General features: G+C 36.0%; 12 protein-coding genes. 7 read left to right on the plus strand and 5 right to left on the minus strand.

From position 1 onward, the window contains the following. Positions 1–181: 181 nt before the first annotated feature. On the minus strand, positions 182–538 hold the full coding sequence (rplS, locus tag AC23MB_RS07960; RefSeq protein WP_487786945.1) for a 50S ribosomal protein L19: 357 nt from the start codon (positions 536–538) through the stop codon (positions 182–184). A gap of 277 nt (positions 539–815) precedes the next feature. On the opposite strand from rplS, the gene gldD reads away from it, so the two are divergent. From gldD to AC23MB_RS07985, 5 genes are all read left to right on the plus strand, one after another. Continuing rightward, entirely contained in the window at positions 816–1,373 is a 558-nt protein-coding gene (gene gldD, locus AC23MB_RS07965) for a gliding motility lipoprotein GldD (protein WP_313028280.1), read from the plus strand. Positions 1,374–1,402: 29 nt separating this feature from the next. Next, the gene (locus AC23MB_RS07970) at positions 1,403–2,323 is read left to right on the plus strand and encodes a PfkB family carbohydrate kinase (protein ID WP_079666157.1); all 921 of its coding nucleotides are present in this window, start codon (positions 1,403–1,405) and stop codon (positions 2,321–2,323) included. A 36-nt stretch (positions 2,324–2,359) separates the two neighbouring features. Continuing rightward, positions 2,360–4,189: a peptidylprolyl isomerase gene (locus AC23MB_RS07975; RefSeq protein WP_487786946.1), complete on the plus strand. Its 1,830-nt coding sequence runs from the start codon at positions 2,360–2,362 to the stop codon at positions 4,187–4,189. Positions 4,190–4,258: 69 nt separating this feature from the next. After that, entirely contained in the window at positions 4,259–5,611 is a 1,353-nt protein-coding gene (locus AC23MB_RS07980) for a peptidylprolyl isomerase (RefSeq protein WP_313028275.1), read from the plus strand. 109 nt (positions 5,612–5,720) lie between these two features. Continuing rightward, the gene (locus AC23MB_RS07985) at positions 5,721–7,793 is read left to right on the plus strand and encodes a M13 family metallopeptidase (RefSeq protein WP_313028274.1); all 2,073 of its coding nucleotides are present in this window, start codon (positions 5,721–5,723) and stop codon (positions 7,791–7,793) included. Positions 7,794–7,865: 72 nt separating this feature from the next. Here AC23MB_RS07985 and AC23MB_RS07990 read toward each other — a convergent pair whose 3' ends face one another. Continuing rightward, positions 7,866–9,137 (minus strand): acetyl-CoA hydrolase/transferase family protein, encoded by a 1,272-nt coding sequence (locus AC23MB_RS07990; protein WP_313028272.1) that lies wholly within the window; start codon positions 9,135–9,137, stop codon positions 7,866–7,868. A 97-nt stretch (positions 9,138–9,234) separates the two neighbouring features. Then, positions 9,235–10,386 carry a homogentisate 1,2-dioxygenase gene (locus AC23MB_RS07995; protein WP_313028271.1) on the minus strand — a complete coding sequence of 384 codons (1,152 nt, stop codon included), beginning with the start codon at positions 10,384–10,386 and terminating at the stop codon, positions 9,235–9,237. A gap of 118 nt (positions 10,387–10,504) precedes the next feature. On the opposite strand from AC23MB_RS07995, the gene AC23MB_RS08000 reads away from it, so the two are divergent. Together AC23MB_RS08000 and ybaK are read left to right on the plus strand one after the other, a co-directional pair. Further along, the gene (locus AC23MB_RS08000) at positions 10,505–12,562 is read left to right on the plus strand and encodes a TonB-dependent receptor plug domain-containing protein (RefSeq protein ID WP_487786947.1); all 2,058 of its coding nucleotides are present in this window, start codon (positions 10,505–10,507) and stop codon (positions 12,560–12,562) included. A 21-nt stretch (positions 12,563–12,583) separates the two neighbouring features. Beyond that, positions 12,584–13,057 carry a Cys-tRNA(Pro) deacylase gene (gene ybaK, locus AC23MB_RS08005; RefSeq protein WP_487786948.1) on the plus strand — a complete coding sequence of 158 codons (474 nt, stop codon included), beginning with the start codon at positions 12,584–12,586 and terminating at the stop codon, positions 13,055–13,057. Between the two features lie 291 nt (positions 13,058–13,348). Here ybaK and AC23MB_RS08010 read toward each other — a convergent pair whose 3' ends face one another. Together AC23MB_RS08010 and AC23MB_RS08015 are read right to left on the minus strand one after the other, a co-directional pair. Then, positions 13,349–14,686 (minus strand): UDP-N-acetylmuramate--L-alanine ligase, encoded by a 1,338-nt coding sequence (locus tag AC23MB_RS08010; RefSeq protein WP_312322763.1) that lies wholly within the window; start codon positions 14,684–14,686, stop codon positions 13,349–13,351. A gap of 38 nt (positions 14,687–14,724) precedes the next feature. Next, positions 14,725–15,324, minus strand: coding sequence for a response regulator (locus AC23MB_RS08015; protein WP_312322762.1), 600 nt, complete (start codon positions 15,322–15,324; stop codon positions 14,725–14,727). Positions 15,325–15,331: the final 7 nt, after the last annotated feature.

Consider the following 15,331-nt stretch of genomic DNA (forward strand, 5'->3'; position numbering starts at 1 on the left):
CTTTAGGCTTTAGGCTTTAGGCTTTAGGCTTTAGGCTTTAGGCTTTAGGCTTTAGGCAAAATTAATTCATAATTCATAATTCATAATTCATAATTCATAATTCATAATTCATAACTAAAATTTAAAAACAAAAAAGCCACATCTTGCGACGTGGCTTTTATTGTCAGATAAAATCTGTGGATTATTTACCTCCGAAAGACTTATCTTTAATTCTTGCTTTTTTACCTCTAAGATTACGGAAGTAGTAGATTCTAGCTCTTCTAACTTTACCTTCTCTGTTAACTTCAATTTTTTGAAGTGCAGGCATGTTGATTGGGAAAACTCTCTCTACACCAACATCTCCACTCATTTTTCTGATAGTAAATGTTTTAGTAGCACCAGTTCCTCTCAATTGGATAACAACTCCTTTGAAGAACTGAGTTCTTGTTTTTTGACCTTCCTTAATTTCGTAATAAACAGTGATTGTATCACCAGCTTTGAAACTTGGGAAATCTTTTTTGTCAATGTACTTCTCTTGTACGTACTTAATTAAATCCATTATTTATAAAATAAAATAATTCAAAGTCAAGCAACTTACACGTCTATCGTCAGAGGTTGGTTAACAGATTGCAAAATTAGTAATTTTTATTAATCCCACAATAGTATTTTTAAAATTTTATTTAAGTTTAAACAACAAATTGTCAAGCACTTATCAAAGCTCGTATTTATACTTATTTTCCAAAATTTGATTTAATACCAACTAAAAGTCGAACAATTAAGAATTTTTTATATTTTATAATGTATAGTATCTAAAATCTTATCACTATTTTTGCCAGATGTTAAAAAAGCTATTAGAACTTACTGTTTTGGCAATGCTCGCTTCTTGTGGAAAAGAGGTTATGCCCAAGCCAAGCGGCGATTTGAGGTTAGAATATCCCAAACCTCGCTATCAGACCTTTAATAGTGCATGTCCATTTCAGTTTGATTATTCGGATTTTGCGGTGATACAAGATGCTAAAAAACCTTGTTGGTACAACATCAACTACAAAGGGATGAAGGCAAAAATCTTCATCACATATCTTCCGATAACCAGCGACTTCCAAACCCATCTAAAGGAAGCAGAAAGAATGGTGTACGAACATACAATAAAAGCTACAGCAATCAACACCAAAAGTTTTGCTTATCCAGAAAAGAAAGTTTATGGTAATTTTTACGAATTGCAAGGGCAGACGGCGTCTAACATTCAGTTTTATGTAACGGACAGCACGAAGCATTTTTTAACAGGAAATTTGTATTTCAACACTCGCCCAAAGCCAGATTCTTTGGCGCCAGCGATAGATTATATTAAAAAAGATATGCTCCATTTGATTGACACATTCGAGTGGAAAAAATAAAATTTAACTTAAAATAAAGACCTATAGATATGAAATTACTAGCAGTAGGAACAGTAGCATTTGATGCCATCGAAACACCATTTGGAAAAACAGACAAAATCCTAGGAGGAGCAGCAACTTACATTGGACTTGCAGCTTCAGCTTTGGAGGCAGAAGTTGGATTGGTTTCTGTAATTGGTGGCGACTTTCCGCAAGGCTATTTGGATATGTTAACATCAAAAAACATCAATATCGATGGTGTAGAAATCATTAAAGAAGGGAAAACTTTCTTCTGGAGTGGAAAATACCATAACGATCTTAACTCTCGCGATACGTTGGTGACAGAACTAAATGTTTTAGAAAATTTTGATCCAAAAATCCCTGCAAGTTTTGCTGACGCTGACGTTTTAATGTTAGGAAATCTTCATCCTGCTGTACAATTAGCAGTTTTGGAAAGAATGAGCCAAAGACCAAAAATGGTTATCCTTGACACCATGAATTTCTGGATGGATCTTACTTGGGATCTTTTGATGGAAGTTATTGCCAAAACGGATGTTATCACAATTAACGACGAAGAAGCTAGACAACTTTCTGGTGAATATTCTCTGGTAAAAGCAGCTCAAAAAATCCATGCTTTAGGTCCAAAATTCGTGATTATTAAAAAAGGTGAGCACGGTGCATTATTGTTCCACGAAGGAAAAATATTTGCAATTCCGGCTTTACCATTAGAAGAAGTATTTGATCCAACAGGAGCTGGTGACACTTTCGCAGGTGGACTTGCAGCTTATATCACAAAGACTGGAGATTTCAGTTTTGATAATCTTAAAAACGCCCTTATCGTAGGAAGTGCAATGGCATCTTTCACGGTAGAAAAATTCGGAACTGTACGTCTAGAAGATGTTACTAAAGAAGAATTAAAAGGTCGTATCAACCAATTCCGTGAGTTAACAACTTTCGAATTGACAATGTAGAATGATTGTTTTCGAACATCAAAACAATATTTAATAATGAAGAAGAGCCTTTTTGTATTAGCAGCATTGGCAACACATGCTGTATTTGGTCAAAGCCTTGTTGTGGGCGACCAAAGTATCACACTTAAAGATTTTAAAGAAAAGTATAAATACGGATTAGAAAACACCGGCGTTGATGCAACCATCAACTCAACAGTAGAATTCATGCTTTTGCAACAACTGGCAAAAGAGAAAAAAGCGGATACGATTACATCTTTCCGTAATGCTGTTGGGATGCGCGTCCGTGATCTTAAAGAGACCAAACTGATCCCAAGTGCTATTCTAGATCCAATCGTTGCTAACTATGTTAAAGCCAACCAAAACGAATATCGAATTTTGGTTTTCAACATTATTAAAGAAGAAGGCGACACCAACAATTACGATCAAATTTATAAAGACGTAAAAGCGGGTACAACCAAAATGGAAGACGCGATTTTAACTTATGTTAAAAATCCAGTTCCTGCGACTTTTATTAAGGCTGGTACAGTTGACAACGAACTTTTCGACGAAATCGAAAAAACACCAGTTGGCAGTTATACAAAGCTTTTCAGCGCAAACGGAAGTATTGTTTTTGCTAAAGTTTTGGACAAAAGACCAAGTCTTGGTTATATTACTTTTGGGACTATTTCTTACCCTAACGATTTTAACACCGATGAATCCAAAGCTAAAATATATTCAGCTTTAAAATCGGGTAAAAAATTCGAAGATGTTACTAAAGAATTAGGTTCTACCGACCACGAAAGAAAAGCGGGTGGACTTGTATTTGGCTCCCCTATTCTTCCTGACGAAGTTTATGCTCAGTTCAAAGGGAAAACAAAAGGTTATTACACCACAGAACCTGTTAAAATTGATAACAAATATTTTATTTTCAACATTTATAATATTGAACCTTATCAATTAACGGCTGACAATAAAGAGTTTTTTATACGTGAAGTTAAAAACAGTACATACGCAAATCAGGTGACTGACGAAGTCCTAAAAAGCATTATGGTGGCACCCAACTATAAAGAATATGCGGATCTTGCGACGATTAAGAAAAGTTATGCAGATTTCAAAGCTTTTAAAAACCAGTCGGCGCCACTTTTCCAGTACAAAACAAAAACAGAAAAATACTCTGACCTAAAGAATTTTATTGAGAAAAACTACAAAGATCTTGACAAAATAACACCTAAAGAATGGTCAGCATTAATCGATTATCACATCGACAATTCTGTGTACAGTGCATTTGCAGAAGAGTTTACAGAACGCCCTGAGATTAAAAAAGAACTTGATGATCTTCGTCAAAACTTATATTCGCAATGGATTTTTGATGATTATCTAAAAGCTGAAATCAACAAAGATGTTGCAAAACAAAAAGCTTACTACGAAAGCCATAAAGACCAATACAAATGGGAAAAAAGTGCTAAAAGTCGTGTAGCAATTATTTCGGATCCTAAGCTAGTTTCGGAGGTTAAAAAAGAAATGTCCGATACTAAAAAGTGGGAAGCTCTTAAAGCTAAATATGATAAAAAACTTAGTGATAAGAACAAAATCTTAGTAAGCTTCGAAGAAGGAAAAGTACCATCAACAGCGGAAGTTTTCACAGAATATAAAGTGCCTTACGAAAAAGGAATTCATCAAACTAAAGTCAAAGACCGCGACGTTATTGTTGCAGTGGACGAACTTTTACCAGAAGAAACAATGACCTTCGAAGAAGCGCAAGACACTGTGAAAGATGCGATGACAGAGGCTATGTTGCAAGAGACGCTTGCCAATCAAAAAAAGAAAGTTAAAGTGGAGATTCAACCTGGTTTTGTTGAAGATTTAAAGAAGACTTTTAAGAAATAATTATAATAAAAGATTGACTACAATCCATTTATAATACTATTTTTGCAAACAAATTTTACACAAAAAATAATGTTAAATAATTTTAAAGCGGTTTTTATTTTGTTAGCCTTGGTTCTTTTCAGTACCAAAATTAATGCTCAAATAAAGCCTGGACAGTTCTTAGATGGTATTGCTGCGGTTATCGGTGACGAAATTGTATTAGAATCTGACATCGAAGAACAAGCCAACTACGCACAACAGCAAGGGACTAAAGTTGCAGATAAGTGTGAGTTTTTATCCAGCATCGTTAATAACAAAATCATTATCTACGAAGCAAAAAGAGATACTGTTATCGAAAATCGTTCGGCGCAGATCAAAGATATGGCACTACAAAAGTATAACCAAATCTTGTCTCAGTTCCCAGATGAAAAGACGATGTTGGGCATGTACAAATTCCGTACAGGATATGAAATGCGTAACGCTATCGAAAAAATTGACTCTGACCAATATTACGGACAACAAAAATATGCGAGAATTACTGACAAAACAGACGTTACACCTAACGAAGTGACGGATTTTTTCAACCAATTCAAATTTCAATTACCGCAAGTTAAAGACGAAGTTGTATTGGGTAAAATCAGTATTTTCCCAAAGTTAACGGAAGCTCACAAGCAAGAATTAATTGATAAACTTAACAAGATCAAAAAAGATGTCGAAGCTGGTGAATCTTTCGAAACACAAGCAAGAATCTACTCCGAGGATGAAGGTTCGGCTTCTAACGGTGGACTTTACAAAGCCATTAACAAAGGTCAAATGGTAAAGCCTTTCGAAGCGGCTGCGCTTAACCTGCAAGATGGTGAACTGTCAGATCCAGTAGAATCAGAGTTTGGTTTCCATTTAATTCAATTGATTAAAAGAACTGGTAACAAATACGATGCGAGACATATTTTGTTAAAAGCAACGCCAACCAAGGAAGAAATTGCTGCAACTAAAAAACAGTTGGAAGATATTCGTCAGCAGATTTTGGATAAGAAAATGACTTTCAAAGATGCAGCTTACAAGTATTCTGACGATAAGTCAACCAAATTTAATGCAGGTGTTATGCAATCTCAAGATGGTGGTGACAAAATCGAAAAACTTCACCTAGATCCTACCATTTCTTATCAAATTGCAGGTCTTAACAAAGACGATATTACGGAGCCTTTCGAAGAAACTGTTAATAGAAAACAAGCTGTATCTATCGTAAGTGTTAATGACATTATCGACGCACATACTTTAGACCTTAATACGGATTACGAAAGAGTTAAAGACTATGCTCTTAACAAAAAGAAAGGCGAAATAGTTGACAAATGGGTGAAATCTAAAATCCCAAATATCTTTATTTCAATTGATGATAAATACAACGATTGCAAAATAAAAGATTCGCTTACTAAAAAGAAGTAATTTTTATTAAAAATATAAAACCTCACTAGCAACAGTGAGGTTTTTTTTGTTTAAAAGCGAAGTCTGTCCAAAAATAAATACTTATCTTTAATGCTATTAATTTCAAAAAATGAAGAAAATAACGATTGGTGTAATCGCATTCTGCGGATTGCTAGTTAGTAATCATGCAGTAGCGCAAACAAACGGAGCTGCAAAAACTCCCGTTTCTAATAGTCCAAAACAATATCAAGAAGCAGGCATCGACCTGTCGATGATGGACAAATCTGTCAGACCTCAAGATGATTTTTTCAGTTACGTTAATGGTAACTGGGTAAAAACTGCCAAAATCCCTGCGGATAAAGCTAGTTGGGGTTCTTTTAACGAACTTCGTGAGAAAACAGACGAAGCATCGTTAGACATTCTTAATCACATTTTAACAGACAAATTTACGACTGGTACCGAAGGTAAAAAAATCCAAGATCTTTACGCATCTTATATGGATCTAAAGAAAAGAGATGCTGACGGTCTTAAGCCTATCCAAGCAGATTTTAAGAAAATTGATGCCATCAAAAATCTTAAAGATTTGCAATCATATCTTGACCAAGCGACCAAATATGGAGACAATCCGTTATACGATTGGCGCGTTGGTCCAGACCTTAAAGATTCTAAAAACAATGCCATTTATCTTGGTGCTGCAGATCTTGGTTTAGGAAAAGATTATTATCAAAAAGAAAACGAAGCCAACACAAAAACCTTAGCAGAATATCAAAAACATGTTACTGCTTTATTAAATGTTTTAGGAAATAAAAACAGTTCTGAAGTTGCAAAAAATATCGTTGATTTCGAAAAATCTTTGGCTAAATCTTATTTAACTTTAGAACAAGGTCGCGATGCTAACAAGCGTTATAACCCAAAGACAACTGCCGAATTATCAGCAATGGTTAAGAATGTTAACTTGCCAGAATATTTAAAAAATGTTGGTGTTAACACAGACCGCGTTATCATCGGAGAATTGGCTTACTATGAGAAGTTGGATAGTTTTATTAATGAAAAAAATCTTCCTTTACTAAAAGATTATATGAAGGTGAGATTGCTTTCTGGCAACGCTGGTGTTCTTAACCAAAACATGGACAAACTGAATTTCGATTTCTATAGCAAATATCTACAAGGCCAAGAAGAGCAACGTGCGCTTAACAAGCGTGGTCTGCAAATGATAAATGGTGTATTGGGAGAAGCTTTCGGAAAGTTGTATGTAGAAAAATACTTCCCAGAAGAAGCAAAAACACAAATGGAAGAGTTGATTGGTTACCTTGTAAAAAGCTACCAAAAGCATATTTCTGAGCTAGAATGGATGTCTGCAACAACCAAACAAAAAGCTTTGGAGAAGCTATCGAAATTCACTGTAAAAGTGGCTTATCCAGACAAATGGGAAGATTATTCTAAACTAAATATCGAAGGTCCAAATAAGATTTCTCTTTATGAAAATTTAAAAAATGTTTCTGCTTGGCGTTATTCCAAAAATTTAGAAAAAGTTGGAAAAGCAGTTGACAAAACAAAATGGGGCATGACACCACAAACGGTTAACGCGTACTACAGCCCATCTAACAACGAAATCGTTTTCCCAGCGGGGATTCTTCAGCCGCCTTTCTTTAACTTTAAAGCAGATCCAGCAGTTAATTTTGGTGGAATCGGTGCAGTTATTGGTCACGAAATCGGACATGGTTTTGATGATAGCGGTTCCAAATTTGATGGTGACGGAAACCTTAACAATTGGTGGACAGACGAAGATCGCAAAAATTTCGAAGCTGCTACTAAAAAATTAGGTGAGCAATACTCTAGCTACGAACCAGTACCCGGAACAAAAGTTAACGGAACTTTCACAATGGGAGAAAATATCGGTGATTTAGGAGGTGTTGCGGTAGCTTATGACGCTTTACAAATGTATCTTAAAGATAAGGGAAATCCGGGCTTAATAAGCGGTTACACGCAAGACCAAAGATTCTTCTTAAGCTGGGCAACGGTTTGGAGAACCAAATCAACAGAAAAATATTTAATCAATCAGGTTAAAACAGATCCACATTCGCCAGGAATGTACCGTGCTGTTGGGCCTTTGGTTAACGTTGATGCATTCTTCAAAGCTTTTGACATCAAAGAAGGTGATAAACATTATAAAAAACCAGAAGACAGAATTAAAATCTGGTAATAGAAAACTTACAACAAAGGCTATCCGATTTTGGATAGCCTTTTATTTTTGAATTTAGTTTAAACTAAAATTTTATTTAAATCTTTCAAAAGCAGCTCTTTCTAACATTTCGCGATCATCAGGGTGCGAAATATCGATTAAAGCTTTTGCACGTTGTTTTAGGTTTTTACCATACAAATAGGCAGTCCCAAATTCTGTACAAACATAATGCATGTGACCTCTAGTCGTCACTACGCCAGCACCTTCTTTTAAGAACGGAACAATTCTCGGAATTCCTTTTTTGGTACGAGAGCTTAAAGCCATAATTGGTTTCCCTCCTTCGCTAAGTGCAGCACCACGCATAAAGTCCATTTGTCCTCCAATGCCGCTGTATTGATAAGTCCCGATAGAGTCTGCACAAACTTGTCCTGTTAAGTCAATTTCGATTGCTGAGTTAATCGCATGCATCTTTTTGTTTTTCATGATATTGATTGGGAAATTAACATGCTGAACATCCAAAAATGCAATCGCTGGATTATCATCTACAAAATCATACAATTTTTTAGTCCCAAAACAAAAACTCGTTATACTTACATTATTATGAAAATCTTTGAATTTGTTGTTAATAACATCATTTTTGATAAGGTCGATAACGCCATCGCTCAACATTTCGGTATGTATTCCGAGATCTTTATGATTTCCTAAAGATTTAAGAACAGCATCAGGAATAGTCCCAATACCCATTTGGATTGTTGCCTTGTCATCGATAAGTTCTGCAACATATTTACCGATTTTGGCTTCTTCTTCTCCAGCTTTCGCACCATAATCAATGGTCATTAATTCCTCTTCATGCCAAACAAATTTATCGATTTTGCTAACGTGGACCATCCCGTCACCATGTGTTCTTGGCATTTTTGGATTAACCTGTGCTATAACAATTTTGGCAGTATCAACAGCAGATCTTGCTATATCAACCGAAGTTCCTAAAGTAACATAACCATGCTTATCTGGTGGCGACACAGTTATAATCGCAACATCCAAAGGCAAAATATTATTTTTAAATAAAATTGGAATTTCACTCAAAAAAATTGGAACAAAATCTCCTCTTTCCGAGTTAACAGCCTGCCGAACTGGTGTAGAGACAAATAAAGAATTTATTTTAAAACTTCCTTCATAACCGGGTTGTGCAATAGCAACATCACCTTGTTGAGTGATAGAAACCATTTCCACATTTTGTAGCCTGTGACTCTGTTTTGCCAATTCGTTTAACAAAAAGTTGGGTGTACATGCACTTCCGTGTGAAAAGATACGATCACCGCTTTTAACCACAGATACAGCCTCTTCCGCACTTACATAGTTTATCATAATTACTTTTACTTACTATTTAGTCGTATTATTTAAAATTAGCACTTTGTTAAAACATGAAAAAATGAGATTTGTCATGTAATCTAGCGAACATTCGCTATTCTAGCCAACTTGTCAAATACGATGGATCCTCAACCTTCATCGCTTCCTCTGTCAATAACAAAGGACGGAAAGGGTCAACCATTACGGCGTATTCATGCGTTTCTTTAACACCGATACTGCGTTCCATCGCGCCAGGATGTGGACCATGCACTATCCCACCAGGATGCAATGTAAAGTCCATCAAATCGATATGATTACGACTCATAAAATCGCCTTCGGTATAAAACAAAACCTCGTCCGAATCGATATTAGAATGGTTGTATGGCGCAGGAATTGCCAATGGATGGTAATCAAAAAGTCTCGCCACAAAGGAACAAACGACAAAATTGTGTGCCTCAAAAGTTTGATGTACCGGAGGCGGTTGGTGTACGCGGCCTGTAATAGGTTCGAAATTTTTAATGTTAAATTTGAACGGATAAAAGAAACCATCCCAGCCCACAACATCGAATGGATGCGTCGCATAGGTGATATCCCAAATCATGTCCTCTTTTTTAACCTTTATTAAAAACTCTCCTTTTTCGTCTTTTGGTGCGTAAAGTGTCGGTACAATAATATCGCGCTCACAGAAAGGCGAATGTTCTAACAATTGTCCGAACTCGTTTCTGTAACGTTTTGGTGTATAGATTGGCGAATTACTTTCTATGAAAAATAAAACATTGTTTTCGGTTTCAAATTCCATTTGATAGATTGTTCCGCGCGGTATAATCAAATAATCTCCAACCCCAAATTCTAAATCTCCAACAAAAGTTTTAAGAACACCTTTTCCTTCATGCACAAAAAACAACTCGTCCATATGGGCATTTTTATAAAAATATCCGGTAGATTTTCGAGGTTTGGCAAGTCCCATTTTTAGGTCATTGTTTAACATCAAAATCTTTCTGCTCTCCAAAAAATCATCTTCTGGCGTCACATCTTTCCCCTTAAACATTCTTGGTTGAATGTTTTTAGCCACTGCAATTTGTGGTGTTGCGTCCTTGTAAAGCTTCACTTCCTTTATCTGTGTAGGACGGTGGATGTGGTACAACAACGACGAAATCCCATGAAAACCTTCTGTCCCGAACAATTGCTCGTAATAGAAATTATCTTCTGGCGACTTAAAAACTGTATGTCTTTTCTGTGGAATATTTCCGGAGCTATGATATCTCATTTTTACTTTTCGCTTTTTTCAAATTTAATCATTTTCAAGCATTTCTTAAACATTAAAAATTTAGAATAAATTTTCTCACTCAAATATTTTTGTTAGATTTGTCTAACTTTAAAATAACATGGTCAAAACTTATTTAATTTTATCGCTTAGTTTATCCGCTTTTTCATATTCGCAAGAGCTTGATAGTTTGCAAATAGACAGTGATACAATAGCTGTAAGCTCAACTTTTAATTCAAAAAAAATAGAAGGTGTTAACATTATTAAACATCAAAGACCGCAAAAGAAAACGAATAGTATTATCCCAATAGAAGTCTATTCATCGGCTTTTTTACGAAAAAGTAATACTAACAACATTTTCGATTCGGTGGCGATGATTAATGGTGTCAAACCTCAACTTAATTGTTCTGTATGCAACACGGGCGACATCCACATCAACGGTATGGAAGGTCCTTACACGCTCATGCTCATCGACGGAATGCCAATTGTCAGCTCGTTATCAACCGTATACGGACTTAGCGGAATACCAAGCAATTTGGTCGAGCGCATTGAAGTTATAAAAGGTCCAGCCGACGCAACTTATGGCGCCGAAGCTATGGGTGGAATAATCAATATTATTACAAAAAATCCGTTGATATCACCAAAACTAAGCCTCGACTATTCCTCTTCATCGGATGCAGAACTGAATCTCGATCTAGCAACGAGTTTTAAAATTAATCCTAAAATATCGAGTCTACTGAGTCTCAACCATTTTTATTTTGGAAACCGAATTGATCTTAACAAAGACAACTTTACCGATACACCTTTACAACACAGAATTTCTGTTTTTAATAAATGGAATTTTAAACGAAAACTAAACAAAAAAGCAAGTCTAGGATTACGTTATTATTATGAAGACCGTTTCGGTGGCGAAATGGATTGGAACAAACAGAACCGTGGAAGTGACCAAATCTACGGTGAAAGCATCTACACCAACCGCCTGGAGGCTTTTGCGTTGTACGACTTACCAACTTCCGAAAACATCACAACCTTGTGGTCTTATAATTATCATCATCAAGATTCATATTACGGCGACACATCATTTTTGGCAGAACAACAAGTCTTTTTCGGTCAAATCCAATGGTTGAAAAAGTTAGGAAAACACCAATTAACTTCTGGCATTACAACAAAATTGACCTCTTATGACGACAATACTGTTGCTACAGAAACCAATCCAGTTACTTCATCTTTACAAAACCGAAATCTTTACGGCGCCTTTCTACAAGACGAATGGCAAGTGTCGAAATCGAATGCTTTACTTCTCGCCTATCGACTAGATTACGATAATCAGCACGGCGCGATCCATTCGCCACGTTTGGCTTGGAAATTTAATCCTAACGAAAATAACACTTTCCGAGCAAGTTTTGGTAAAGGATTTCGTGTGGTACATGTTTTTACAGAAGATCATGCAGCTTTGACAGGTTCTCGTGACGTTGTAATTTCCGAAGACCTGAAACCCGAAGAATCCTACAACGCATTTGCTAATTATTTAACGAAAATCCCGATTGGAGATTCTAAAATCAATATCGATATATCTGGTTTTTATTCTTATTTCACGAATAAAATTATCGGTGATTTTGATACAGATCCTGATAAAATTATTTTTACAAACTTGGCTGATCACGCCATTTCTAAAGGTTTGTCATTAAATATGGATCTACTTTGGTCTTCACCTTTAAAAATAAATCTAGGACTTACCTACATGGATGTTTATCAAAAATCGGACAATGAGAAAATACAACAATTGCATGCTCCAAAATGGAGTGGCATCTATAATTTGAGTTATTATTTTCCAAATAATTGGATTGCTGATTTCACAGGACAATTTTATGGACCGATGCGTTTGCCGATTTTGGAAAACGATTTTCGACCAGAATATTCTCCGTTTTTTACATTGGCGAATATCCAAGTTAGGAAGCAATTCAAGCATTTTGAAATCTATGCTGGTGTAAAAAACCTTTTGAACTTCCGACCAAAAAATCCAATTATGCGTCCAAATGATCCGTTCGACCAACAGATTGATGATCCCGCAAATAACCCAAACCATTATACTTTTGATACAACTTATGGTTATGCGCCGATGCAAGGCATCCGAAGTTTTATCGGTGCGAAATGGGAATTAAAATCAAAAAAGTTTTAAATTTAGTCTTTATTAAAAATTATGTCTAAGAAAACAAATGCTGTAAGGATTCTAGAATCGCAAAACATCACCTTCAAACTAAGAGAATATGAGGTTGACGAAAATGACCTTAGTGCAGAACACGTGGCAGAATCTTTAGGAATTTCGGCGGACAAAATTTATAAAACTTTAATTCTGAAAGGTCAAAAAGATCCATTTTTGGTGGCCGTCATTCCAGGTGATGCGCAGCTGGATTTCAAGAAGTTAGCAAAAGCTTCGGGGAACAAAAACTGCGAAATGCTTCCTCTTAAAGATTTATTGACTACAACTGGTTATATCCGAGGTGGTTGCTCGCCAATTGGCATGAAAAAAGCTTTCCCAACTTATATAGAAGAAATAGCAACTCTGGAAAACGAAATCATCATAAGCGCTGGCAAACGTGGTTTGCAAATTATTCTGGATCCAAAGGATTTACAAATTGTAACCGAAGCTAACTTTGCGGATTTGTGTAGTTAAATTATTCAGAACTGATATAAATTATTAAAAGGCTTTCAGGGTTTTGAACCCTGAAAGTCTTCTTGTCTTACAACACAACATCCCGCGTGAGGGATCGACATGGAAATCCTTTGGCTTGGCGTGAGGCGGTGGAGCGTAGCGGAGCCGTCCGAGCGCCAAGCTCAAAGATTGCAACAAAGAGCCCGACCCGAGGATTTTGGCAAAAGAAAACCTCATAGGCTTCTAAAAACCTATGAGGTTTGGCAAAGGAAAAATACGAGGGACACGCCCAAATAATTATTCTTTTAAATTTTATTTTGTTAAATCAAGCCCTCCAAAATTACCAGAACTCATCATCAAAAAGACGCCATCTTTCTTGTCCAAAGTCGCCCAATAATGATGAAGATCTTCGGCATTGGTGAAAACTTTTAAGTTTTCATTTTTGAATTTTTCTTTGATAAAATCTGGAGAAATGGCTTCCATTCTTTTAATTTTCAAAGCGTCTTCCGAATAAAAAACCACCGCATTGTCCAATCCGTCCATCGCATGGTCGTACTGTTCCAAGAAAATCGGGTTAAGACTAGAATAGGTGTGAAGCTCTAAAAATCCGTTTTTGGTTTTGTTAGGAAATTGCTCTACAAAGGCTTTAACAGCGGCTTTCACCTTGCTCGGTGCATGCGCAAAATCTTTGTATAAAATGCCGCCATCTGGACGTTCAACTTTTTCTAAACGCTTGGACGCACCTTTGAAACTCATGATCGCTTCATAGAATTCTTCTTCCATAATGCCCAGTTGCTGGCAAATATGTCGAGCGCCTTCAAGATTTAGCAAATTATGTGCTCCAAAAATCGACAACGGAATATAGCCCATTTCGGTTTTTAAATAGACTGTATCGTCAACAATCTCGTAGTCTGGCGTCTTGTAAGGGATTTTTCTGAAATAATTTTCTGCAGATTCTACAACTTTTACAACCTCAGCATCTTCTTCGTTATAAACTAAAACACCACCAGGCGTTATACTTGCCACAAATTTTCTGAACTGATCAACATAATCATCAAAGGTTTTGAAAACGTTGATGTGATCCCATGCAATTCCAGAAATCAATGCGATATTGGGTTGATACAACAAAAATTTAGACCTTGGATCAAGCGTTGAAGACAAATATTCGTCGCCTTCCAAAATCATAAAATCGTTATCCTCAGTGATTTTCACCATACAATCGAAACCTTCCAACTGTGCACCAACCATATAATCGATGTCCTTTTTATTAAAATTAAGAACATGTAAAATCATTGATGTAATGGTCGTTTTGCCGTGAGAACCGCCAATAACAACTCGTGTTTTCTGTTTGGATTGCTCGTACAAAAATTCTGGATACGAATATATTTTGATACCTAATTCTTTCGCTTTTGCTAATTCTGGATTGTCAGCGTGCGCGTGCATTCCTAAAATAACAGCATCGATATCAGATGTTATTTTTTCTGGAAACCAACCCAACTCAGCAGGAAGAATCTCTTTCTTTTCTAGTCTAGAACGCGATGGTTCAAAAATAGCGTCGTCGGAACCTGTTACTTGATATCCTTTATCTTTAAGCGCAATCGCCAAATTGTGCATCGCACTACCTCCGATTGCAATAAAATGCGTTTTCAATTCAATTTTAATTTGAAACAAAAGTACTAAAAATTAGTCTAGACATTCTCATTTAAATCTATTTTACTGAGTTGAAGAGCAGATTTAGCACCTGTTTTTCGACCAATATTTTTGCGATGGGTATCAACAGTAAAGACACTTAGTTTTAATAATTCTGCAATTTCGCGGCTACTTTTCCCGTCGATGATGAGTTTTATGATTTCAACTTCGCGTTGACTTAATTGCTTTTTCTGAAAAAATTTAGCATTAATACTACTTGGGAAATATTCTTCACCTTTTAGAATCTGATTAATTGCTGCTTGTAAATCTTCATTTTCAAAAGATTTCGGAATAAAACCGTTGACTCCTATTTTTTTCAACTTTTCTATTACGGTCAAATCTTCGTTCATGCTAACCACCAAAATCGGAATACTAGAGTATAAATTTTTAATTTTTAAAGCGGCATCTAGCCCATTTAACTCAGGCATATTAATATCCAAAATAATAAATGTTGGATGACAAGAGTTAAGTTTTTGAAGTAACTCCCGTCCATTACTTGCAGTGGCAATGACTTCGCCTAACTGATGCTCTTTGATAATATCGCTAATACCCTTGACGAGAATAGGATGGTCATCGGCGATTATAAATTGAGTTTTCATGATGTTA

It is taken from the genome of Soonwooa sp. T0.1_25, assembly GCF_057652215.1.

Coding starts and splice junctions, on each gene's coding strand:
- rplS (WP_487786945.1), bottom strand. CDS start 538: ATGGATTTAATTAAGTACGTACAAGAGAAGTACATTGACAAAAAAGAT.
- gldD (WP_313028280.1), top strand. CDS start 816: ATGTTAAAAAAGCTATTAGAACTTACTGTTTTGGCAATGCTCGCTTCT.
- AC23MB_RS07970 (WP_079666157.1), top strand. CDS start 1,403: ATGAAATTACTAGCAGTAGGAACAGTAGCATTTGATGCCATCGAAACA.
- AC23MB_RS07975 (WP_487786946.1), top strand. CDS start 2,360: ATGAAGAAGAGCCTTTTTGTATTAGCAGCATTGGCAACACATGCTGTA.
- AC23MB_RS07980 (WP_313028275.1), top strand. CDS start 4,259: ATGTTAAATAATTTTAAAGCGGTTTTTATTTTGTTAGCCTTGGTTCTT.
- AC23MB_RS07985 (WP_313028274.1), top strand. CDS start 5,721: ATGAAGAAAATAACGATTGGTGTAATCGCATTCTGCGGATTGCTAGTT.
- AC23MB_RS07990 (WP_313028272.1), bottom strand. CDS start 9,137: ATGATAAACTATGTAAGTGCGGAAGAGGCTGTATCTGTGGTTAAAAGC.
- AC23MB_RS07995 (WP_313028271.1), bottom strand. CDS start 10,386: ATGAGATATCATAGCTCCGGAAATATTCCACAGAAAAGACATACAGTT.
- AC23MB_RS08000 (WP_487786947.1), top strand. CDS start 10,505: ATGGTCAAAACTTATTTAATTTTATCGCTTAGTTTATCCGCTTTTTCA.
- ybaK (WP_487786948.1), top strand. CDS start 12,584: ATGTCTAAGAAAACAAATGCTGTAAGGATTCTAGAATCGCAAAACATC.
- AC23MB_RS08015 (WP_312322762.1), bottom strand. CDS start 15,324: ATGAAAACTCAATTTATAATCGCCGATGACCATCCTATTCTCGTCAAG.